Source organism: Bradyrhizobium denitrificans (assembly GCF_013179005.1).
In the GTDB taxonomy this organism is placed as follows: Bacteria; Pseudomonadota; Alphaproteobacteria; order Rhizobiales; family Xanthobacteraceae; genus Bradyrhizobium; species Bradyrhizobium denitrificans.
Window position 1 is genome coordinate 73,395 of record NZ_JABFDP010000011.1, and the last position, 20,695, is coordinate 94,089.

26 protein-coding genes are annotated in these 20,695 nt (G+C 63.5%); 20 read left to right on the forward strand and 6 right to left on the reverse strand.

Annotated elements, in window-relative coordinates:
• Nucleotide 1: 1 nt before the first annotated feature.
• The 15 genes from phnE to HL671_RS13685 all read left to right on the forward strand — a co-directional run bounded on the left by phnE (nt 2) and on the right by HL671_RS13685 (nt 11,334).
• Entirely contained in the window at nt 2-823 is an 822-nt protein-coding gene (gene phnE / locus HL671_RS13615; RefSeq protein ID WP_172236681.1) for a phosphonate ABC transporter, permease protein PhnE, read from the forward strand.
• Nucleotides 820-1,518: a phosphonate ABC transporter ATP-binding protein gene (locus HL671_RS13620; RefSeq protein ID WP_172236682.1), complete on the forward strand. Its 699-nt coding sequence runs from the start codon at nt 820-822 to the stop codon at nt 1,516-1,518. Before phnE ends, HL671_RS13620 begins: the two co-directional genes overlap by 4 nt.
• Nucleotides 1,515-2,192 carry a TIGR04283 family arsenosugar biosynthesis glycosyltransferase gene (locus tag HL671_RS13625; protein WP_172236683.1) on the forward strand — a complete coding sequence of 226 codons (678 nt, stop codon included), beginning with the start codon at nt 1,515-1,517 and terminating at the stop codon, nt 2,190-2,192. The genes HL671_RS13620 and HL671_RS13625 overlap by 4 nt, the downstream gene beginning before the upstream one ends.
• Nucleotides 2,185-2,808, forward strand: a complete 624-nt coding sequence (locus HL671_RS13630) for a TIGR04282 family arsenosugar biosynthesis glycosyltransferase (RefSeq protein ID WP_172236684.1) — start codon at nt 2,185-2,187, stop codon at nt 2,806-2,808. The genes HL671_RS13625 and HL671_RS13630 overlap by 8 nt, the downstream gene beginning before the upstream one ends.
• Nucleotides 2,808-3,512 carry a TVP38/TMEM64 family protein gene (locus HL671_RS13635; RefSeq protein WP_172236685.1) on the forward strand — a complete coding sequence of 235 codons (705 nt, stop codon included), beginning with the start codon at nt 2,808-2,810 and terminating at the stop codon, nt 3,510-3,512. The genes HL671_RS13630 and HL671_RS13635 overlap by 1 nt, the downstream gene beginning before the upstream one ends.
• Nucleotides 3,513-4,946 carry a dihydrolipoyl dehydrogenase family protein gene (locus HL671_RS13640; protein WP_172236686.1) on the forward strand — a complete coding sequence of 478 codons (1,434 nt, stop codon included), beginning with the start codon at nt 3,513-3,515 and terminating at the stop codon, nt 4,944-4,946. It begins immediately after the preceding gene.
• Nucleotides 4,947-4,981: 35 nt separating this feature from the next.
• Nucleotides 4,982-6,139 (forward strand): FAD-dependent oxidoreductase, encoded by a 1,158-nt coding sequence (locus tag HL671_RS13645; RefSeq protein ID WP_172236687.1) that lies wholly within the window; start codon nt 4,982-4,984, stop codon nt 6,137-6,139.
• A gap of 63 nt (nt 6,140-6,202) precedes the next feature.
• Nucleotides 6,203-6,736, forward strand: coding sequence for a sigma-70 family RNA polymerase sigma factor (locus HL671_RS13650; protein WP_148221449.1), 534 nt, complete (start codon nt 6,203-6,205; stop codon nt 6,734-6,736).
• Nucleotides 6,726-7,418, forward strand: a complete 693-nt coding sequence (locus HL671_RS13655; RefSeq protein WP_172236688.1) for an NrsF family protein — start codon at nt 6,726-6,728, stop codon at nt 7,416-7,418. Before HL671_RS13650 ends, HL671_RS13655 begins: the two co-directional genes overlap by 11 nt.
• A 136-nt stretch (nt 7,419-7,554) precedes the next feature.
• On the forward strand, nt 7,555-7,947 hold the full coding sequence (locus HL671_RS13660; RefSeq protein WP_012043501.1) for a thioredoxin family protein: 393 nt from the start codon (nt 7,555-7,557) through the stop codon (nt 7,945-7,947).
• A 14-nt stretch (nt 7,948-7,961) separates the two neighbouring features.
• On the forward strand, nt 7,962-8,681 hold the full coding sequence (locus tag HL671_RS13665; RefSeq protein ID WP_172236689.1) for a cytochrome c biogenesis CcdA family protein: 720 nt from the start codon (nt 7,962-7,964) through the stop codon (nt 8,679-8,681).
• Between the two features lie 124 nt (nt 8,682-8,805).
• Nucleotides 8,806-9,102, forward strand: coding sequence for a BufA1 family periplasmic bufferin-type metallophore (locus HL671_RS13670; RefSeq protein WP_012043503.1), 297 nt, complete (start codon nt 8,806-8,808; stop codon nt 9,100-9,102).
• Between the two features lie 45 nt (nt 9,103-9,147).
• On the forward strand, nt 9,148-10,050 hold the full coding sequence (bufB, locus tag HL671_RS13675; RefSeq protein ID WP_172236690.1) for an MNIO family bufferin maturase: 903 nt from the start codon (nt 9,148-9,150) through the stop codon (nt 10,048-10,050).
• Nucleotides 10,040-10,837: an HvfC/BufC N-terminal domain-containing protein gene (locus HL671_RS13680; RefSeq protein WP_172236691.1), complete on the forward strand. Its 798-nt coding sequence runs from the start codon at nt 10,040-10,042 to the stop codon at nt 10,835-10,837. The genes bufB (HL671_RS13675) and HL671_RS13680 overlap by 11 nt, the downstream gene beginning before the upstream one ends.
• On the forward strand, nt 10,834-11,334 hold the full coding sequence (locus HL671_RS13685) for a DoxX family protein (protein WP_063719786.1): 501 nt from the start codon (nt 10,834-10,836) through the stop codon (nt 11,332-11,334). Before HL671_RS13680 ends, HL671_RS13685 begins: the two co-directional genes overlap by 4 nt.
• Before the next feature lie 11 nt (nt 11,335-11,345).
• Here the strand turns inward: HL671_RS13685 and HL671_RS13690 are convergent, their stop codons facing one another.
• The 5 genes from HL671_RS13690 to bufA2 form a co-directional block, all read right to left on the reverse strand.
• Complete coding sequence (locus HL671_RS13690; RefSeq protein WP_210263885.1) at nt 11,346-11,702, reverse strand: DUF302 domain-containing protein; 357 nt, start codon at nt 11,700-11,702, stop codon at nt 11,346-11,348.
• A gap of 303 nt (nt 11,703-12,005) precedes the next feature.
• Nucleotides 12,006-12,992 (reverse strand): hypothetical protein, encoded by a 987-nt coding sequence (locus HL671_RS13695; RefSeq protein ID WP_210263886.1) that lies wholly within the window; start codon nt 12,990-12,992, stop codon nt 12,006-12,008.
• 32 nt (nt 12,993-13,024) lie between these two features.
• A complete protein-coding gene (locus HL671_RS13700) occupies nt 13,025-13,801 on the reverse strand; it encodes an HvfC/BufC N-terminal domain-containing protein (RefSeq protein ID WP_172236692.1) in 777 nt (258 codons plus the stop codon).
• Entirely contained in the window at nt 13,798-14,709 is a 912-nt protein-coding gene (bufB, locus tag HL671_RS13705; RefSeq protein WP_246579664.1) for an MNIO family bufferin maturase, read from the reverse strand. The genes HL671_RS13700 and bufB (HL671_RS13705) overlap by 4 nt, the downstream gene beginning before the upstream one ends.
• Nucleotides 14,710-14,810: 101 nt before the next feature.
• Nucleotides 14,811-15,074, reverse strand: a complete 264-nt coding sequence (gene bufA2 / locus HL671_RS13710; RefSeq protein ID WP_012043511.1) for a BufA2 family periplasmic bufferin-type metallophore — start codon at nt 15,072-15,074, stop codon at nt 14,811-14,813.
• A 380-nt stretch (nt 15,075-15,454) separates the two neighbouring features.
• Here bufA2 and HL671_RS13715 point away from each other — a divergent pair, with 380 nt between their 5' ends.
• The 3 genes from HL671_RS13715 (at nt 15,455) to HL671_RS13725 (ending at nt 18,627) form a co-directional block, all read left to right on the forward strand.
• The gene (locus HL671_RS13715; protein WP_172236694.1) at nt 15,455-16,126 is read left to right on the forward strand and encodes an NrsF family protein; all 672 of its coding nucleotides are present in this window, start codon (nt 15,455-15,457) and stop codon (nt 16,124-16,126) included.
• 834 nt (nt 16,127-16,960) lie between these two features.
• A complete protein-coding gene (locus HL671_RS13720; protein WP_172236695.1) occupies nt 16,961-17,719 on the forward strand; it encodes an SDR family oxidoreductase in 759 nt (252 codons plus the stop codon).
• Nucleotides 17,716-18,627 carry a sigma-70 family RNA polymerase sigma factor gene (locus HL671_RS13725; protein ID WP_246579663.1) on the forward strand — a complete coding sequence of 304 codons (912 nt, stop codon included), beginning with the start codon at nt 17,716-17,718 and terminating at the stop codon, nt 18,625-18,627. Before HL671_RS13720 ends, HL671_RS13725 begins: the two co-directional genes overlap by 4 nt.
• A 15-nt stretch (nt 18,628-18,642) precedes the next feature.
• On the opposite strand, the gene HL671_RS13730 is transcribed toward HL671_RS13725, so the two are convergent.
• Nucleotides 18,643-19,074, reverse strand: a complete 432-nt coding sequence (locus HL671_RS13730; protein WP_470287771.1) for a GFA family protein — start codon at nt 19,072-19,074, stop codon at nt 18,643-18,645.
• Nucleotides 19,075-19,174: 100 nt separating this feature from the next.
• On the opposite strand from HL671_RS13730, the gene HL671_RS13735 reads away from it, so the two are divergent.
• Nucleotides 19,175-19,780, forward strand: a complete 606-nt coding sequence (locus HL671_RS13735) for a TetR/AcrR family transcriptional regulator (protein WP_172236697.1) — start codon at nt 19,175-19,177, stop codon at nt 19,778-19,780.
• 330 nt (nt 19,781-20,110) lie between these two features.
• Nucleotides 20,111-20,620: a hypothetical protein gene (locus HL671_RS13740; RefSeq protein ID WP_172236698.1), complete on the forward strand. Its 510-nt coding sequence runs from the start codon at nt 20,111-20,113 to the stop codon at nt 20,618-20,620.
• Nucleotides 20,621-20,695: the final 75 nt, after the last annotated feature.

Genomic DNA, 20,695 nt, shown 5'->3' on the forward strand with positions numbered 1-20,695 from the left:
CGTGTCGGACCGGGTCGACGACCGTTCGGCTGCCGCAGGCGAGCTGTATTCGGGCGGCCGAACGTGGTTGCGGCCAAGATTGCGGCCAGGCCTGGTCCTGCTCTTGCTGGTCGCCGGTGGATGGTTCTGCTTCCACTTCGCGGAAGTGGATCTGCAGCGGCTGGTGCGGGGATTGCCGCGTCTGGCCTCCTGGGCGGCTCGATCCTGGCCGCCTGACTTCTCCGACCTGCAGACTCTGTTGACCCGGGCGGCCGAGACGCTGGCCATGGCGACGCTTGGGACCTCGCTCGGCGCCCTGATCGCGCTTCCGCTCTGCGTCCTCGCAGCCCGCAACACCTCGCATGATCTCACCTATCTCGCGGCCCGGACCGTTCTCAACGGTCTGCGCGGCATCGACAGCTTCGTCTTTGCGCTGCTCTTCGTCGCAGCCGTGGGCCTTGGCCCCTTCGCAGGGGTCCTGGGCATCGGCATCCATTCGGCTGGATCGATCGCCAAACTCTGGTCGGAGACGATCGAGGATGCCGCTCCGGGGCCGGTCGAGGCCGCATCTCTCACCGGCGCGTCAAAGGCGAAGATCATTGTCTTTGCGCTGCTGCCGGATGTTCTGCCGGCCATGATCTCTGGTCTGCTGTATATCTGGGAGTTCAACGTCAGGTCCTCGACCGTGCTCGGCATCGTGGGTGCCGGGGGCATCGGACAGGAGCTGAAGAACAACATCGACCTCCTGGACTTTCCCCGGGTGTTCGCCATCATTCTCGTGATCCTGGCGATGGTGACCGCCATCGATCGCGCCGGTGCCGTGATCCGGAGACGACTGTCGTGACGGCCGGCATTCGCGTGCAGGACCTCGCCAAAGCCTACGATGCGCGGCCCGTGTTCCGGGGCCTGTCGCTCGACGTCGCCCCGGGAGAGTTCGTCGCCCTTCTGGGTCCCAGCGGCGCCGGCAAGACCACCTTGCTGCGTTGCATGACACGCTCGCTGGATGCGGATCGCGGTCAGATCTGGCTGGCAGGACATGCCATGCATGAGCTCCGCAACGGGGCGCTGGCATCGGCGCGGCGCGATATCGGCTTTGTCTTCCAGCAATTCAATCTTGTGCAACGCCGGTCGGCGCTCGAGAACGCCCTGGCAGGACGGCTCGCCTCCGTACCGCTCTGGAGAATTTTGTCCGGCCGCTACGAACGCGGTGACTTGCGCGCAGCAGAGCACGCGCTTGCGCGCGTGGGTCTTCGCGATCGCTCGCAGACGCGCGCCGACTGCCTCTCCGGTGGTCAACAGCAACGCGTCGCCATCGCCCGAGCCCTGGTTCAGGGGAGCAAGGTTCTGCTCGCTGACGAGCCCGTTGCGAGCCTCGACCCGCGCTCCGCAAGGGATGTTCTCGGCATCATGCGGTCGATCGCCCATGACGATGGACTGGCCGTGCTCTGCAGTTTGCACCAGCATGACCTCGCAGCCGAATATGCGGATCGGGTGGTCGCCATCGGCGATCTGCTGCGGCCGGTTGGGCGACCGTCATGATCAGCGTTGTGATACCGACGCTGAATGCCGCGAACGGGCTCGCAGCGACCCTCGCGCGGATCGCACCATCCAGTCATCGGCTGGTGCAGGAGGTGATCGTCTCCGATGGCGGGTCGCGCGATGCGACCATTGACCTCGCGACGAGCGCCGGATGTCGCGTGGTGACGGGTCCAGCGGGACGCGGCCACCAACTGCTGCGGGGCGCAGCACAGGCGAGGGCAGAGTGGCTGCTGTTCCTGCATGCGGACACGCGACTGTCGGACGGGTGGGCTGCGACAGCGCGAGCCTTCATCGACCGGACATCGGGGCAGAGGCGGGCAGCTGCGTTCCGGTTTGAGCTCGATGATCCATCCGGGTTCGCGCGCCTGCTGGAAAGGATCGTGGCCGTTCGGGTCCGAATGTTCGGCCTGCCCTACGGTGATCAAGGGCTTCTGCTGTCGCGCGCGTTCTACGACGACATCGGTGGTTACCGTGAGCTGCCGCTGATGGAGGACGTCGACATCGTCCGTCGTATCGGCCCGTCAAGCATCGAGACGCTCCCGATCGCTGCGGTGACGAGCGCGGATCGCTATCGCCGAAACGGCTATGCGCACCGTGTCCTGCGCAATGGCTGCTGCCTTGGTCTCTACATGGCCGGCGTGCCGCCCCGAATGATCGCGAGGCTGTATGGCTGATCGCTGGTCCAACCCGACGGTCTACGTGATGGTCAAGGCGCCGGTGGCCGGCGGCGTCAAGACTCGTCTTGCCGCCCGCATCGGTAGCATCGAGGCTGCACGGTTCTATCGGACCGTCACGGCCTCGGTGTTGCGCCGCGTTGCGTCCGACGGCAGGTGGACCACCGTTCTTGCGGTCAGTCCGGATTGCGCCGTGAACGCGAGCTTCTGGCCAGCAAGCCTACCGCGCGTTGGCCAGGGGGGCGGCGACCTCGGCGCTCGCATGCAGCGGTTGCTGGATCTTGGACCCGGTCCGAACATTCTGATCGGATCCGACATTCCGGAGATCCAGACCCGTCATCTGGCGACGGCCTTTGCGATCCTGAAGCATAAGAAGGTGGTGTTCGGACCCGCTGAGGATGGCGGGTTCTGGCTGGTCGGAAGCCGCGGCGGGTTCGGGGCGCCACGTCTGTTCAGGAAGGTGCGATGGTCGACGGAGCACGCGCTCGCCGACAGCCTGGCGGGTCTCGGCAGCCAGGCGGGCCTCGCGCCGATGCTGGCGGATGTTGATGGCGAGCCGGATTGGCAGCGCTGGCGCCGGCGACGTGGCCGTGACCGGTCGGGGATGTGTTTCTGATGCGCCGGCGGACGGCCTACCTGCTTGTTGCCGCCTTCGCTGCGCTCGCAATAGCTCTGCACGTCGGAGGTTTCACGGATGCATTGACAACGGACCACCTGCTGAGCAGGCGGGAGACTTTGAAAGCCGTCGCAAGCGCGCACCCGGTGCTGGCACCACTGGTCTTCGGGCTGGTGTATATCGCCGTGGCCGCGTTCGCGCTGCCGGTCGCGGCCATGCTCAGCATGCTCGGTGGCTTCCTGTTCGGCACCTGGGGCGGCGCCGCCCTCGTCCTGATATCGGCGACGATCGGAGCCACCATCGTCTTCCTGCTGGCGCGTAGCGCCTTCGGAGAGACCCTGCGCCGCAAGGCGGGTCCGCTCCATGCGAGGATCGCGGCGAACATGGACGATAACGCATTTGGCTATCTGATGTTCATGCGCCTAGTCCCACTCTTTCCATTCTTCCTGGTCAATCTCGTTGCGGCGCTGTTTGACGTGAGGTTGCGGCAGTTCGTCGTGGCGACATTGATCGGCATGGCTCCTGCGACCGTCGTGTACGCCAATATCGGCCGACAGATTGGCGAGATCAGCAATCCCAAGGATCTGGTTTCGTCGGGTGTGATCGCGGCCCTGACCGCATTGGGTCTTCTGGTGCTGACGCCATCGATCTACCGGCAATGGATAGCAGCCCGGTCCAAGCCTCGGCCGGACAGGGAGGATTGAATGGCGGGACACAGCACTTGCGATGTCTGTGTGATCGGCGCCGGTGCGGCCGGATTGTCGGTCGCCGCGGGGACGGCACGGCTTGGGCTGCGCACGGTGCTGATCGAACGCGCCAGGATGGGCGGGGAATGTCTGAACACGGGTTGTGTGCCCTCGAAGGCGCTCCTCTCGGCTGCCAAGGCCGCGCACCAGCGTGAGACGCTCCGATCTCCAGGGCGTTCGGAGCTCACGAGTAGCCCAATCGACTTCGCTGGCGTGAAGGACGGTGTTCAGGCCGTGATCGATGCGATCGCACCGCATGATTCCGCCGAGCGCTTCGAGGCCCTGGGCGTCACCGTCATCGCGGATACGGCGCAGTTTGTGGACGCGCGCACCGTCAGGGCCGGACAGCGGCACATCACTGCAAGATGGTTCGTGATTGCCACGGGGTCAAAGGCCTTCATTCCAGCTATTCCGGGGCTCGATGCAGGCAAGGTTCTCACCAACGACTCGATCTTTCAGTTGCGCGAACGGCCGGATCATCTCGTGATCATCGGCGCCGGCCCGATCGGCATCGAGATGGCCGTCGCGCATCGGCGGCTTGGCTGTCAGGTCACGGTCATCGATCGCGCCAGCATGCTCGTCAACGACGAGCCGGAGCTGGTTGCGATGCTGCGCGATCGAATGCAGCAGGACGGCATCACCCTGGTCGAGGGAGCCGATCTGATTGCGGTGGATCACCGCAAGGACGGCGTTGCCGTCAGCCTTGATCTCGGCGGAGCTCGACAGACGATCACGGGCTCGCAAGTATTTGTTGCTGCGGGACGCGCACCGGTGGTCGATGGCCTCGGGCTCGAAGCTGCCGGCGTGTCATATGATCGAAAGGGCATCGCCGTCGATCGCCGGCTGAGAACCAGCCAACGCCATATCTTTGCGCTCGGCGACGTCATCGATGGACCGCGTTTCACCCACGTTGCCGGCCATCAGGCAGGCGTCGTGGTTCGCAACCTGGCTTTCCGCCTCCCGGCCAAGGTGAACTATGATGCCTTGCCGTGGGTCACGTTCAGCGATCCGGAGCTTTCTCATGTCGGGTTGACCCAAGCGCGAGCAAGAAAGGAAATGGATGGTGACGTCGCGGTCCAGTTCGTGCGTCTCGAGAAGAATGACCGGGCGGTGGCAGAGCATCGGACGGATGGTGCCATCAAGGTGGTCACAGGACGTGGTGGCCGCATCCTCGGCGCCTCGATCCTGGCGCCGGCGGCCGGCGAGATGATCAGCCTGTGGTGTCTGGCTGTCCAGCGGCGGATGACGATGAAGGCCATCAGCGATCTGATGCTGCCTTATCCGACGATGGGAGAGATCGCGAAGGCTGCGGCCGGCCAGCATTTCGAGCCGATCATATTCGGAGCGAGGGTCCGGAAATTCGTGAGAGCGCTGCGATGGCTGCCGATCTAGCGCCGCTCGCATTGTCGGTCCGAGACGTCGTCCTGGTGGGCGCTGGTCATGCCCATGTCGAGGTGTTGCGAAGCTTCGCCCGCGAGCGGCCTGCCAATGTCCAGCTCACGCTGATCACTCGCGCGGATAAGACTCCCTATTCCGGCATGCTGCCGGGGCTGATCGCCGGTCACTACCAGCCAGACGACATGCAGATCGATATTGGCCCGCTTGCACGGCAATCGGGAGCACGTGTCATCTTGACCGACGCGGTCGGGCTCGATGCGTCGGTCGGACAGGTTCTGTGTCGCAACGGACTGAGAATTCGCTACGACGTGGTCTCGCTCGACATTGGTTCGACGCCAAATACACAGGGCGTTCCTGGCGCCGGCGCGCATGCCATTCCGGTCAAGCCGATCGATGCATTTCTCGCGCGATTCGATGATGCATGCGGGCGCATCAGCGAACGCCGTAGCGGATCCGGCATCGTTGTTGTCGGCGGTGGCGCCGCGGGAGTCGAACTGATGCTCGCGATCCATCATCGCTTTCAGACGATGTTTTCGCGAGACCGGTTCGAGACGCTGAATTTCTCGATCATCACCGGATCGGCCAAAATTCTGCCGGCCTTTCCGCGGCGATTCCGGGCTCGGCTCAGAGCCATCCTGGCGGGCCGCGGAATCGGTATCGTCGAGGGGGCTCGCGTGACCAGCGTCTCGTCGAACGGTATCGGAGTCGAGGGCTCCCCGGCGATTCCCGCGGACGAGGTCTTCTGGACGACGGAAGCCACCGCGCCGGGCTGGCTGAGAGAGACCGGCTTGGCACTCGATGGGCGTGGATTCATCGAGGTGGAGGCGACGTTGAGGGCGCGCGATCAGCAGGCGGTCTTTGCCGTCGGGGATGTCGCCGCGTTCATGCCGCGCGCCTTGCCCAAGTCGGGTGTCTTTGCGGTCCGACAGGGGCCCATGCTGGATCGCAACTTGCGTCGACTGCTGGCCGGCGAGTCCCTGATCGATTTCCGGCCGCAATCCGAAGCCCTGTATCTGCTTGCGACGGGAGCGCGTCACGCGGTCGGAACGAGAAACGGTCTCGTGTTCGAAGGCAATTGGGTTTGGCGGTTCAAGAATTGGCTGGATACGAGGTTCATGAGCAAATACAAGCTTGCGGCGGGCCCCAGCGCGTCGGCATGCGTGAACGCTCCGAGCGATGCGGGATAGATCGGACACTGGATTGATTTGATGTCTGGCGCGGACCGGGGCAGATCGGATCTGGGGCACCTGATGCAGCTCGCCCAGGCCGGCGACGACATCGCCTATTTCCGCCTGCTGAAGGACATCACTCCGATCATTCGCGCAGCCGTACGGCGAAGATTACCAAGGTCTCAGCCTGCCGACCTTGAGGACGTCGTGCAGGATGTGCTGGTGTCAGTGCATGCCGTTCGAGCCACCTACGATCCGGCGCGTCCGTTCCTGCCGTGGCTGCTGACGATCACCCATAACCGGGCCATCGATCGCTTCCGGAAGATGAGTCGTATCGGGGTGAATGAAACGAATGTCGGCGAGATGCTTGAAACCTTTCCGCAGCAGCCGACGAACCTGTCTGCGGAAGGTTATGGCGATGAAGAATTCCTGCAGCGGGAAATAGCTGCTCTGCCGGCCTCCCAGAGACGCGCCATCGAGCTGCTGAAGATCAAGGAGCTTTCCTTGAAAGAAGCCGCAGCCGAAAGCGGGATTACGATCGCGAACCTGAAGGTACTGGTGCATCGCGCGATGAAGACCCTACGCAGCAGGATTGCCAACGACCATGACGACTGAGCTTCATGTCACGATAGGCCGTCTGGTATGGGACCTCGGTCCTGTGACCCGATTGTCCTCGCCATCGCGGCGGACGGCGCTCTGGTTGATCGGCGCGCTGCCTTCGGTGGCGGCCATGGTCCATTTCTTCTCCATCCGCCCCGATCTATCGGTCAAGGCCCTGGAGATTGGCTTTGTCCTCGAACTCGGTGCGGCCTTCGTCACCGCCATCGTGGCAGCATGGTCGGCCTTTGCCATGACGGTGCCAGGTTATGATCGACGCTACCTGATCTGGCCAATCGGTCTGGCATCTGCTTGGATGGCGAGCCTGCTTGGGCCGTGCATCCGAGATGTGATGGCGCATGGCTGGACGGGAATTCGCTTCGAGGCGGACTGGGTCTGCCTGCCCATGATTGCGGTCTTGGGGGCTTGGCCCGCGGTCCTTCTGGCGGTGATGCTGCAGCGCGGCGCGCCCTTGGCGCCGGTTCGGACGATCGCGATGGGAGCATTTGCCTCGGCTGCCCTGGGGGATGTGGGGCTCCAATTGTTTCATGCCCAGGACGAGAGCCTCGCCGTCTTCGTATGGCAGCTGGGCAGCGCGTTGCTATTGTCCTGGCTGGCCGCCCGGGCCGGTCACCTGATCCTGAAATGGCCGACAGAGCGGCTCCGGAAGCGGCTCTTGTTCGACCAGCCTCCCTTGTGAGCTCGTTGGCGTGAGCTGGGCTGGCGCCGGGCGGACGATTTTCCCGCTGATCGTGTAACCTCGGCGCGGTATGGAGCGAATGGGCTTGAGAGCGCCGTACCACCGGGGACGGCTTCAACTCTGAAGGACACCGCCGATGATCGATCGACGTTTGATGATAGTGGGTCTCGTATCCGCCATGGCTCTGGTAGCGGGCCCTGTGCGAGCCTTCGATGCGAAGGCGTTTGATGCAAAGGCATTCGAGGCTGCGCAGAAGGAGGGCAAGCCGATCCTGGTCGAGGTCACGGCCCCCTGGTGTCCGACCTGCAAGGCGCAGGCGCCGATCCTGTCCAATCTGGCAAAGGACCCGAAGTTCAAGAACGTCGTCGCGTTCCAGATCGACTTCGATTCGCAGAAGGATCTGCTGCGCAAGTTCGATGTCCGGATGCAGAGCACGCTCATTTCGTTCAAGGGCGCGAGCGAGGTCGGACGGTCCACGGGTGATACCAACCCGGCATCGATCGAAGCCCTCGTGGCGAAGTCGATCTAGACCGCGGCCGTCCCATGCTGGCGATCCTCGGCTTCGCCTTTCTGGCGGGCGTGTTCTCCTCGCTGTCGCCCTGCGTGCTACCGCTTCTCCCGCTGGTGCTCGGGGCGGCCGTCTCTGAACATCGCCTCGGTCCCGCTGCGCTATCGGCCGGGCTTGCATTGTCGTTCGCACTGGTCGGTTTGTTCGTCGCAACGATCGGCTTTGGACTGGGCCTCGACAGTGGCGTCTTCCGCAACGTCGCCGCGGTCATCATGCTGGCCATTGGTCTGGTGATGATCGTCCCGCGCCTGCAGGCAGGGTTTGCGGTCGCCGCCGGACCGGTCGGCAACTGGGCCGAGCAGCGTTTCGGCGGGTTCTCACGAAGCGGCATTTCGGGGCAGTTTGCGGTCGGCCTTCTGCTTGGCGTGGTCTGGGCTCCTTGCGTCGGTCCGACGCTTGGAGCCGCCTCGCTGATGGCTGCACGCGGAGAAAACCTGTCCCAGGTCGCGCTCACGATGATCCTGTTCGGGATCGGCGCATCGCTTCCCCTTCTGGCTTTGGGCATGCTGTCGCGCGAAACCATGATCCGGCTGCGCGGCCGTCTGCACGCTGCCGGTCATGGCGCAAAGATCGGCATGGGCGTTGTTCTGCTCGCGATCGGTGTTCTGATTCTATCCGGATCGGACAAGCGGCTCGAAGCAGCTCTCGTTGCAGCGTCTCCCGCGTGGCTTACAGAACTCAGTACGCGGTTCTGAGTCCGGCGATTCTCCGGCTGTCGACTTCGTGAACGACGAATATCCATTCGCTGTAACCCGGCGGCTGCCGCGCACGAAACGGTCTGCGTGCGCAACGTTGCGCTCGCGACAGCGGAGAGACACCATGCATTCTCGCTCCACCTATCTGATCCTGGCCGGATCGCTTGCATCCGCCTTGGCCATGTCCACCGTTCCCGGACGGGCCGCCGACGAAGGCAAGGAGAAGTGTTTCGGCGTGGCCTTGAAGGGGCAGAACGACTGTGCCGCTGGTGCCGGCACAACCTGCGCCGGAACGTCGAAGATCGACTATCAAGGCAACTCCTGGAAGCTCGTGCCCAAGGGCACCTGCCTGTCAATGAAGCTGCCGGGCAACCGCAAGGGTGCGCTCGAGGCCCAGAGCCGCGATGTCCCGAAGGGCTGACATTCACCCTCGCTGGCTTAGCGCGACAGCTACCGGAGAGCAGACATGATCGGCCACGCGTTGCCGTGCAATTGTCCTGACGCCATCCCCGCGCGCGCAGGGGTCGGATTGAAGCCGTCTCACTACCAGGAGATTCTCGGGACCCGACCGTCGGTCGGGTTTTTCGAGGTTCACGCCGAGAACTACATGGGAGCGGGCGGGCCTCCGCACCGCTTCCTCGAGGCGATCAGGTCGCACTATCCGCTATCCCTGCACGGCGTCGGACTTTCCATCGGTGGCAGGGATCCGCTCGACGAGGATCACCTGCTGCGTCTGAGGAAATTGATCGATCGATACCAGCCTGGCCTATTCTCCGAGCACCTGGCCTGGTCGAGCCACGAAACTGGCTATTTCAACGACCTGCTGCCCTTGCCCTACACGCCGCAAACGCTCGCGCGAGTGTGCGAGCACATCGATCGGACGCAATCCGCGTTGCGGTGCCGGATGCTGCTCGAAAATCCGGCCACCTACGTCACCTTCGCGGCGAGCACAATCCCGGAGGTCGATTTCCTCGCCGAGGTTGCGAGACGGACCGGGTGCGGGCTCCTGCTCGACGTCAACAATGTCGTGGTGTCGGCGACCAATCATGGCTTCGACGCGGTCGCATATCTGAATGCGTTTCCTCTGTCGGTGGTGAACGAGATCCACCTCGCAGGTCATGCGGAGGCCCGGGACGATCTCGGCCAGCCCATGCTGATCGATGCGCACGGAACGCCCGTCTGCGCAACGGTCTGGCAGCTCTATGCCGCTGTTCTCGGTCGGACCGGCCGGCAGCCGACCCTGATCGAGTGGGATAACGACGTGCCGGCGTGGCACGTGCTGATGCGCGAGGCCGAATCCGCCGAGCATCTGCTCTGCAATGTCGCGGCCGTTGGAGAGCCTTTGCGGAGACACGAAGATGCCGCCTGACATGCTGCACACGCAGGCGCTGTTCGCCCGAGGGCTACTTGCAAAGTCGCTCTCAAAGGACATGCTCGGCGGCCTGCTGTCGAGGCCGGACCGGATCGCGGTCCACCGCAACAACAACATGATGAGTCTGATCGGCGTTCTCGAGGCGCATTTTCCCGTAACGCGCCGCATCGTCGGCGATGAATTCTTCCAATGGCTTGCCCGGGAGTTCATCGGGCAGCATAGGCCGTCATCGCCAGTGTTGATGACATATGGAGCGGAACTGCCGGCGTTCATCGCGCGCTTCGCACCGGCTGAGGAGCTGCCCTATCTGGCCGATGTCGCGCAACTCGAGTTCGCGTGGATCTCAGCCTATCATTCTGCGGAGCACGACGCGACCGAGCTGGCTGTCCTCAACGGCATGACCCTCGAATCTCTGATGGCGGCGCAATTGGTCCTGCATCCGTCGCTTAGGCTGCTCGGCTCCTCCTATCCGGTGGCGAGCATCTGGCAAGCGCATCAGCCCGGCCATGCTCCGGACGAGATCGCCGCATGGGCCCCCGAGCAGATCATGATCCTGCGTCCAGCGGGAGATGTCGTCGTCAGCCGGATCGAGCCAGACGCCATGGCGTTCCTGTCCGCATTGCAGGACGGTCGGTCGGTCGCCACGGCCGGATCACAGGCGCTCGTGGCCAGCCCGACGTTTGATCTGGGACCTACGCTGATGCAGCTGCTGGCGTCCGGAGCGATCGTCAAGATCATCGAACCTAGCGAAGACCTCATCACACGATGCGAGGCTGGGGCATGACTCTGTCTGTGACACCGATCGAATTGCGCAGGGCGTTGCCCACGCGGCTGATTGACGGCGGGCGTCGTCTGTTGGCGCGGTTTCCCGTGTCTTTGACCCAGCTTGCTCTGAGAGTGGCTCTCGCCGCTCCGTTCTGGCGGTCGGGTCTGACCAAATGGGATGGCTTCCTGCACCTGTCCGACTCGGCGGTCTATCTGTTCTCCGAGGAATTTCGCCTGCACCTGTTCGGAGCGGAGCTTGCCATGCCGGCGCCGCACCTGATGGCCTTCCTGTCGGCCTGCGGTGAGATCGCGTTTCCGGTCTTGCTGGTCATGGGACTGGGAACGCGCTTTGCGGCGCTGGGGCTGTTGCTGATGACGGCGATCATCCAGCTGACCATTCCGGATGGCTGGGCCAATTTCCATCTGCCATGGGCCGCGATGGCGCTGGCCATCCTGACCCACGGGCCAGGACGATTGTCGCTGGACGAACTCGTCGCGCGCAGGTTCGGATCTTAGGCCGGGATCGCCTACGGCTTGGTGGAGGCGGAAGCAGTGATGCGCTTCATGGCCGCGCTCATCTGGGATAGCACCGGAAGATCGGCCTCGATGCCGTGCCGACGCGCGATCTCGGCAGGATCGGTGTAGGTCAGACTGACTGTTCCAGCTTCCTCCCAAACCAGGATCTTTAACGGCAGGTCGATTCCCGATGTGCGTTTGGCCTGCATGAGAACGGTGCCGGCCTTGGGATTTCCAAAGATGTAGACGACCGTTGGGGCAAGCTCGAGACCGGCTGCCTTGGCACCGGCAGAATGATCGATGCGGGCCGCGACCTTCAGCCCGGCGGCGTCCAGTGCATCGGTGAGCCGCTTTTCCGTCTCGGCCATCGTGTTGGCGCTCGGGACGGTGACGAGGCCCGCCTGGGCTGCTGTCGATTGCGCGTGCGCGAGCGGAGCCCCGCAGCCAACGGCAAGGCTCGCACTGACGATCGTTGCCCGAAGATGTCGTTTCATCGGATAAGTCCTGCACTCTGGTGGAGTCGACCGGCTTTGAATGCGTGACAACGGCCGGCCCTCGCCATATCGCGCGCGGCCGCCTGTTTCCGGTTCGTTGCGGCTCGAAAATGGTTACATCCCGACCAGATGTTCGGTTGATCGGGCGTGCACTCGATTGCAATGGCGACACCCTCGTCAGGGAACGATCTTGGCGGTGATGCCCTTCCGGATCGATGCCAGGGGCGCATCGTCGTTGATCGCGATGACGTCTTTGCTATCCTGCTTCAGTCCCAGATCGCGCCAGAGCGTCGCGAGATCAGGAGTGACCGGCGCGTTGCTCCACTCCCGATACATGCGCGTGAGCACGTCGAGTCCAACGGCCTTGTTGGCGACCGTGAGGATTCGTTCGACCGGCCAGTCGACCTCGTGATTGCCTCCGGCCGCCAACACGCCGCGCATCCCATGCTGCAATCCCAACCGGTTGGCCGTGGCCTGTCGGATCGCCACATCCGCAAACAGACAGAACATTGCGCCACCCCAGTAGCGACGGCCCCAGGTCGGCGTGTTGTCGAGCCCGCGGTCGCCCGGCTGCGGCAGGCCCTTCGGCATGTCGCGCATCATCGCCGCCCAGATCTCGGCTTCGGAGAGATCGCCGCTCTGCACCCGCGCGATCGGCTCGATATAGACCGCGAGCCCTTCCGACAACCAGGCTTGGCGGTTACCCAGGTCGGGCAGAGCAAGGTGCACCATTTCGTGCACCATCACCCAGTCGCGTTTCAGACCCGGGCGATCAGTGTCGCGGCCGATGCGTAGCCGTATCGCAGCTCCCCGGTAGCCCCAGGTGGTGCCCCCGCGGACGCCGGCTGCCTCCACCGGCACCAGCAGCAGCCGCAGCGTGGCGACGGGGAAGCGCCCGTAATAGGTTGTAACGGCCCTTGCCGACGCCTCGATCCACGACACGATGTCGGCCGTCGGCAGTTTCAATTCACCAGGCGCGAAACCGAGTCGGATCGTCGCATTCCCAAGCCTGATGTTCGTCGTGGTGAGCCGGTCGAAGGCATCATAGGGCATCCGTTCACCGTCGAAGCTCTCCGACTGCGTCCGCCCTTTGCGGGGAAGGAGCACGGCGGGCACCACGGCCCAAGCCAGCAGCGGTACGCCTAGATCTCGGCGGCGAAGCATGTACCGTCCTTTCGCCGGGGCGGCCGTACCGTTCAGCTCAGGCCAGCCAGCAAGTCTGTGGTGACCCATTGCTGCAGATATCCTGCGGCTCGTCCCGCCGCACCATCGGGATCATCGTGCACTGCCAGCATCGAGCAGAGGACGCCGAACGGGAGCCCGCGCGCCGCCTCGTCCCACATCATGGCTTCCTCGTCCGTCAATTCGCGAAAGCGAGGCGTCACGTCCTGCCGCCAGATCAGAAGCCGACAGGCGGAACCGAGCCTGACGGCGTCGGGCGGCGCTTCATCCGACTTGAGCGCGAGCCAGATGTCCGCGGCGTTCGTCGAAAGATCGAGGCGCCGCGCGCTCGGATGCGGCACGAAGCGCAGGTCTGTCCAGCGTTCGGCGGCAATGCCGGCGAAGTCAGCAGCTGCGAGAACGGGGGCGTCCGGTGCATCGAAGCAATCGTTCAAGTCCCTTTCCAAGGCCGCCAGGTCGGCGATCTCAGGATATTCGGCGAAAGGAGGGGCGGTCCGGAGAAGATCGGGAAGCTCGCGCGAGAACCAGCGCAGGTTCGGCTGCTGCGAGGGGTGCTCGGCGATATAGAGCTTGCTCATCTGATCGAACATCTCGTCGCCGAGATAGGCGTGGAGATATTCGTGGTCCTTGCGCAGCACCTCGGTGAGCCGGGACGCGTAGCCGTTCTTGTAGACGCCGAAGAGCACATCCCTTTGCTCGCGTGGTCCATCCATGACATGCTCGAGCACCGCCGAGTCCTGGCCCAGGATGCTTCGCTGAAACTCGGCCTGCAATCGCTCGAGCTCGCTCATGATGCGCGGTCCCGGTCGTCGGCCGAGAGGATCTCCGCCGCAATCTCGCGTGTCCGCTGCACCTCGGCGAGCAGTTCATCGAGCGGCGGAATGTTGTCGTCGCGCTCGACCATGGTCGAGACCGCCCCGAAGCGCTTCAGCGCAGCGCGATAGAGGTCAAAGACGTCATCGCAGACGGGATGGTCATGGGTATCGATGATATGCGTTCCCATGTGACTGTGTCCGGCCATGTGGAACTGGACCACCCGATCGGTGGGAATGCCTTCGAGAAACTCATGGGGTTCGAAGCCATGGTTGAAGGCGCTGACATAGACGTTGTTGACGTCGAGCAGCAGGAAGCAGCCTGAGCGCCGCGTGAGCTCGGTCAGGAATTCCCATTCGGTCATGTCCTGATGCCTGAACTGGACATAGGTCGAGGCGTTCTCCAGCACCAGCGCCCGTCCGAGATAGTCCTGGACCAGTTGCACCCGGTTGACGACATGATCGAGCGCCTCATGGGTGTAGGGGATCGGCAGCAGGTCGTGCAGGTTTTGCCCGTGAACACCGGTCCAGCACAGGTGATCCGAAACCCAGCGCGGCTCGACCCTCTGGGCGAGATCCTTCAGCATCTGGAGATAGTCGAAGTCGGGCGGAGAGGTGGAGGCGATCGAGAGCGACACGCCATGCATGACGACGGGGAAGCGCTCCCTGATGCGGTCGAGGATACGCAGCGGCTGACCGCCCGGGATCATGTAGTTCTCGCTGATGATCTCGAACCAGTCGACCGGCGGATCGCCATCGAGGATGTCAGCGTAATGCTGGGCGCGAAGGCCGAGGCCGAAGCCGAGAAAGTCTGGCTTCTGCCCATGCCGCGTAGTCCGCGGATCGCGGCCCAGGGCCGGATCAATCCGTTGAGGTGAGATGGTCATCTGATCTGTTCTCGCGGATCGGCTTCCATTGGTGTGCGATCGGCGCACGCGAATGCGGGAGAAACCTAGCGTCCAGGCTTCTCCCGGTTCGTCGGCGAACGCTAGGCCGCCTGGAATTTGCCCTTGGCGACCTTGCACTGGGCCTTCGTCATCGCCGCAAAGCCCTGGCCCTTGCAGGAGTTCAGGCCCTTGCACTCGTGGTTGCCGCCCTTGCAGGCGCTCTGGCCTTTGCAGGCATTGGCACCGATGCACTTGCCCATCGCATCCGCCGCATGCGCGGTCGTTGGCGCCGCCGACATCGTGGCGCCAGCGAGGAACAGGGTGGCAGCAGCGGCTGCCAGGGTGGCTCCCGACTTGGAATTCAATTTCATGGTCGTCTCTCCTGAGGGTGTGCTTTGACGCTGAACCGGTTGCGCCCGTCGACGTCCATCTCCCCACGGATCGGAGGATTGGTCGGCGCGGACCGTGATTGGTCGCCAGCGGTTCGGCTCGGGCCGGATCGCTGAGCGGATCACTGAGGGCTGTTTCGAACCAACGCGCCGTTAGGTTACAAAGCGTGAGGCGGCATTCGCAAAAAGGCGTTGCCGCAAGGCCGTTCCAACGGTATCCGCGCCGGCCGGATGTCAGGTTGCGCAGCTGTAACCTTTTGGCGCTCAACGACGAACTGGTCTGGCGGCAGGCAGAGCTGTTCGCGAATGAGGGCCTCCTGTATAGTTTCGGGTCTGAGACACGCTTCGGTGAGTGAATGGAAACCGATCATCTGGTGCATCAGCTGGCACGTGGTGCAGGGCGAGCGACGCGGCTGCGGCCACCACTCGTTCGGACTCTGACGTGGTTGTTCATTGCTTTGCCCTATGTGGTCATGGTCGTGCTCGTGATGCGCCTGCGTCCCGATCTGTCGGGCAAACTCTCGGACGTCAGCTACATCATCGAGCAATTGGCCGCCTTGACGACAGCCGTCACAGCAGGCTTTGCGGCCTTTGCCAGCACAATCCCTGGATATGATCGGAGGACCGTTCTGCTGCCGCTGGTCCCATTTTTGGTGTGGGTCGGCAGCCTTGGCGCCGGCTGCCTTCGATCGTGGATCGTCATGGGGCCAGACGGGCTCTCGCTGCATCCCGACTGGCTTTGTTTCCCGGCCATCGTTATCGTCGGGTTGGTGCCGGCCATCGCATTGGTCATCATGCTACGCCGCGGCGCGCCTCTAGCTCCCCATGTCACGTCGGTCTTGGCCAGCCTTGCCGCGGCTGGTCTCGGAGATTTTGGCCTGCGGTTTTTCCATCCCCAGGATGCGAGCTTCATGGTGCTCATCTGGCAGATGGGGACGGTCCTCCTGCTGATGCTGCTCGCAAGTCAGTGCGGCAGGCTGCTCTTCAACTGGCGGCGCCTTCTGCGGCGCGCCGGTGGAGCGGGCTGACCGCTCGCAGAGGGAGGGCTACTTCAAGAACATTGGCGGCCCGAACCCGGACCGCTTCTGCGCGAACAGGGTAAGCGACGTCCAACTGTAGACGCCCAATTATAGATGACTCGTGGATCTGCTGTTAGTCCGGGAATGAACTTGGCGGGACCATCGGTGCACGCATTGTGACATGGACGGCCAGTGTTTGGTCAGGGCGGGCTACAAGCTGAGTTTGAGCTGCAGACTGCGGATCGGCGATCGGCTTAAAAACAGGCGGCTTCGTCACTTCCAGCATGGCATCTGCCTGATTTTTCTTCCCGGAACACCTTTTCGCAGCTCGAGCATTGATATATTCGAAAATGACGACCTGTGCGTGGGTCCGCCAGCGAGGTTCGAAACGAGGATGGGCACTCGCAATTTTCGCAGCTGGGAGCTCCCTTGATTCTCGTGCTTTCATGCATATGATGCATTCCCCCTCGTGCACCGAAGCGCGTTACGGCCTCATAGTCGCAATACGCTCTTCTCCGATACGCGGCATTCATCCACGTTAACACAATTGAACGTCAAAATTGGTTGACGTGTACTGGCTGAGTGATCAGCGGAGCCGGTACGCACACGTTCGCGAATTGGCAGAATTCCGAAGCTCACCGCTTAAATATCGCTCAAGCTCCGGCGGCCTTGTCGCTGCTGGTTTCGGCGATTTTTGGTCTTCAGGTTATCCATCCACAGGATGCGAGCAACATGGATCGCTCTGAAATTCTGCGCAGGCTCTGTCGACCGACAGGACTCAAGGCCTGACTCTTTTCCGGTGGCTCAATCGTCTTCTCTTCATCTGGAGAGTGGAGCATGATCATGAGTATGAAAGACAAGAGCGTCATCGTCACCGGCGGAAGCCGCGGTCTCGGCCTCGGACTGGTAGAGGCCCTGGTCGAACGCGGCGCCAGGGTGACCGTGGTGGCGCGCGGAACCGAGGCGCTGGACGTGGTCGCCGCGCGTTTGGGCGTCGCCCCGATCGTGGCCGATGTCACTGACGAGGCCGCCTCGCGGCGCATCGTCGGCGATATCAGTCCCGACATTCTGGTGCTGAATGCGGGCACGACGCCGCCGATGGGCCGGCTGGACCGTCTGAGCTGGACGGAGTTTTCCGCCGCCTGGGAGACGGACGTCAAGGCGGGCTTGTATTGGATCCAGGCGGCGCTCAGGCTGCCGCTTCGGCCGGGGAGCCGTGTCCTGGTCGGTTCGAGCGGCGCCGCGGTGACGGGATCGCAGATGTCGGGCGGTTACGGGGGCGCCAAGCGCATGCTCTGGTTCATGGCAAAATATGCCAATGGCGTGTCGCAGGAGGCGAAGCTCGGCATCCGTTTCCAGGCGATCGTGCCGCGGATGATGATCCTGGGCACGGGGGTGGGGGATACGGCCGCGGGCGCCTATGCCGGGTCCATGGGCATTACGCCGGAAGCATTCGTCGCCCGCTTCGGCGCGGCGATGCCGCCCCGAGCGTTCGGCGATCACGTGGTCTCGGTGCTGGAGGACCCGCGCTTTGCCGACGGCGTCGTATTCGGTCTGAATGGCGACGCGGGCGTGACTGTGATGGAAGGAGCAACAGCTTGAGTGATGGCACGCTGCGCCGCGCGCCCAGGACCGAGCTGATGGCCCTGGCAGAGGGACTCCGGCCCGAGCTGCATCGCTATTGCGCGCGCCTGATGGGCTCGGTGGTCGACGGCGAGGACGTGGTGCAGGACACTCTGGCGAAGGCTCTGGTGGCGGTGGACGATATAAAGGAGATCACGATGCTGCGCGGCTGGCTGTTCCGCATCGCGCATAATCGCGCACTGGACCTGCTGAGAAGCCGCGCGATCCGGGCTGCCGAACCGATCGAAGCGGCCGACGACATCGCCGATGACGCCGCAGCCGACTCTTTGGAGCGCATGATGCGCGACGAGGCGATCAGGACGGCCGTCTCGCGTTTCGCGCAGCTTCCGATCCCTCAGCGGAGCATTCTGATCTTGAAGGATGTCCTCGACGAGCCGCTCGCCGACATCGCGGCTCTGCTTGATCTCACGGTCGACTCGGTGAAGGCCCATCTCGCCCGCGCCCGCGCGCGGCTCTCGGAGATCAACGCCAAGGCGGGGGCGCGGCCCGCGGCGCAAGTGACGTCCGAGCTCGTGGCCCAGTATGTGACCCTGTTCAACCAGCGAGACTGGGATGGCCTGCGCGCGCTGCTGGCCCACGACGTCAAACTGCAGCAGTCCGGTCATCCCATCCGGATCGGCTCGGCTGATGTCGGCATGTTCTTCGGCATCTATGCCGGGGTCGGGGGCGTGTGGCTGGCGCCCGCCTGGCTCGAGGGCCGGGAGGTGATCGCCGTGTTCGAACGCAGCGATGATCAGACGCCCGGCTACGTCATGTGGCTCGACTGGCGCGACGGCAAGATCAGTTACATCCGCGACTATCGCTACGTCCGCTATGTCACCGCCGACGCCGAGCTGGTGCTCGGACCGCTTGCTCACATAGCTTGACCAGCGACTGGTACATCACATCCCAGGCGGCATCTTGTCGAACACCGGAAGCTCGCTGGACGGGGCATCCCAACTCGGCGCCCGCATCGCCCAGACGTGCATCTGCGGCTTGAACACTTCAAGGTCATCCAGGCTCGATGCCCGGAGGAACAGAAGGCCGGGCATCGCCGGGTTCTTCGAGAACACCGGTGCGCCGCATTCCGGGCAGAACGCGCGCGTCACGAGATTGCCGCTGGCCGACGGCCGGACATAGGCCTTCGTCTCCCCTGTGATGGCGATCTCATCCGCTGAAACCGCGAGGTGGGATGAATGCCCGGTGCCGCTGGTGCGCCGGCAGTCTTCGCAATGGCAGTGGCCCGCCATGATCGGCTCGGCGCTGCAGGTATAGCGGACGCTGCCGCAGAGGCAGCCGCCGGAAAATGTCGTCGTCAAGGCGTGGGCTCCCATTCGAGATTTGTTGATGGACCTCCACTGATGCCTTCCGGCAGAATATGTTCAAGAACATATTCAGCGCTGGTGCTAGTGCTGCGACCGGAGGCGTCTCACCTTGCCCTATCGACCGGAACACAAGGCGGAAACACGTGCACGTATCGTCGAGAACGCGCGCCTGCTCTTCAATCGCCATGGCTACGACAACGTGACTATCGACATGGTGATGGAAGCCGCGTCGCTGACGCGCGGTGGATTCTACAGTCATTTTCGAAATAAGCAGGAGCTGTTCGCGGCGGCGGTCTCCAGCTTCCTGATGGGACGCGGCGCGCGCTGGCGCGCCGAGGCTGGAGTCAATCCTGTCGACCCGGTGCTGGAGGATGCCGCAAACATGCTCCGAAGCTATCTTTCGCCGGCGCACCTCGATGACCTCGAGGGCCAATGTCCGATGATCGCGCTGCCGTCGGATGTCGCGAGGGCAGAGCCGCAGGTTCAGACGGCCTACCAGGATCTGCTGCAGGCCATGATAGGGCTCTATGAGCGGTCCATGCCCGAGGCACGTCAGGACCGCCGGACCACGGCCCTGGCACTGGCGGCGCTGAGCGTCGGCGGCATGGTGCTCGCCCGGACGATCCCCGACGTGGCGCTGGCCGCAGAGGTCCGCGGGGCCGCGTTCAAGAAGGCGCTCGGGATGCTATCGGTCAACGCGGAGATCGTCCGTTGAAAGCGTCGAGCCGCGTGCTGGAGGGGAGCGGCGAGCTTACAGTTCAACCTGCCGCGGTGATTGCGAAGGAAGGTCATCGCTCCGGTCTCATTTGCTAGCTGTAGCTGTAGGCGTTGAGGTGGAAATGACTCATTGCCGTGCGGGCAATAGCATCCGATAGTCGCGGACAGCGCGGTGAGCATCAGCGCTAAAAATATTCCTGTGGAATCAAGACGAAAGAAAATCGTCGGTCGTGCCATCGGCGTACTGAAGTGGCATCTCAGAAAAGACCTTCAAAATCAATGTGTTACGCGCTCGCAAGATAATCGAGTGGGAGTAGGGTAGGCCGTCATGAGCGGGATACCGCGACGTCATCTGTTGGCCATCCTCAGTGGCGCCGTCATTCCGGCCCCGGCGTTCGCGGGGAGCGTGTTCGCCCCGCCCCAGCATTTCTTCTCGGTCGAGTTTCCGACCCCGCCGGAGGAAAAGTCGAGCGGCCTGCTTGGACTTTCGTCGACGACGTTTCTTGCCAAGGACGGCAACAAGGCGTTCGCCGTTTTCCATGCGGCGTGGCCGATCCAAGGCAAGCCGGCCCTGATGATGCAGTCCATGCTCGATGGACTGGTGGAGCGCGTGTCGGGCGAATTTCTCTCGATCGACAAGACCGAGTTCAAGTCGTCCAGCGGCGCCATGCTCCCCGCCAAGCGCTTCACCTTCAGCAGTGACAAGGTATGGGGAGGCGGCCTGACGACGGTCTCCGGACCGCACACCTTCCTCGTGCAGGTCATGAAGCGCAAGCCGCTAGAGGGCTGGGACGCGGCCGACCGGAAGTTCATGGCGTCGTTTAAGGTGCTGATCTGACGGCGCTGCGGGGCGGGTGTTTAATTTTATGCACTGTCACCGTAATGCGAATTGTCCTGCGGGCGACATGCTGCG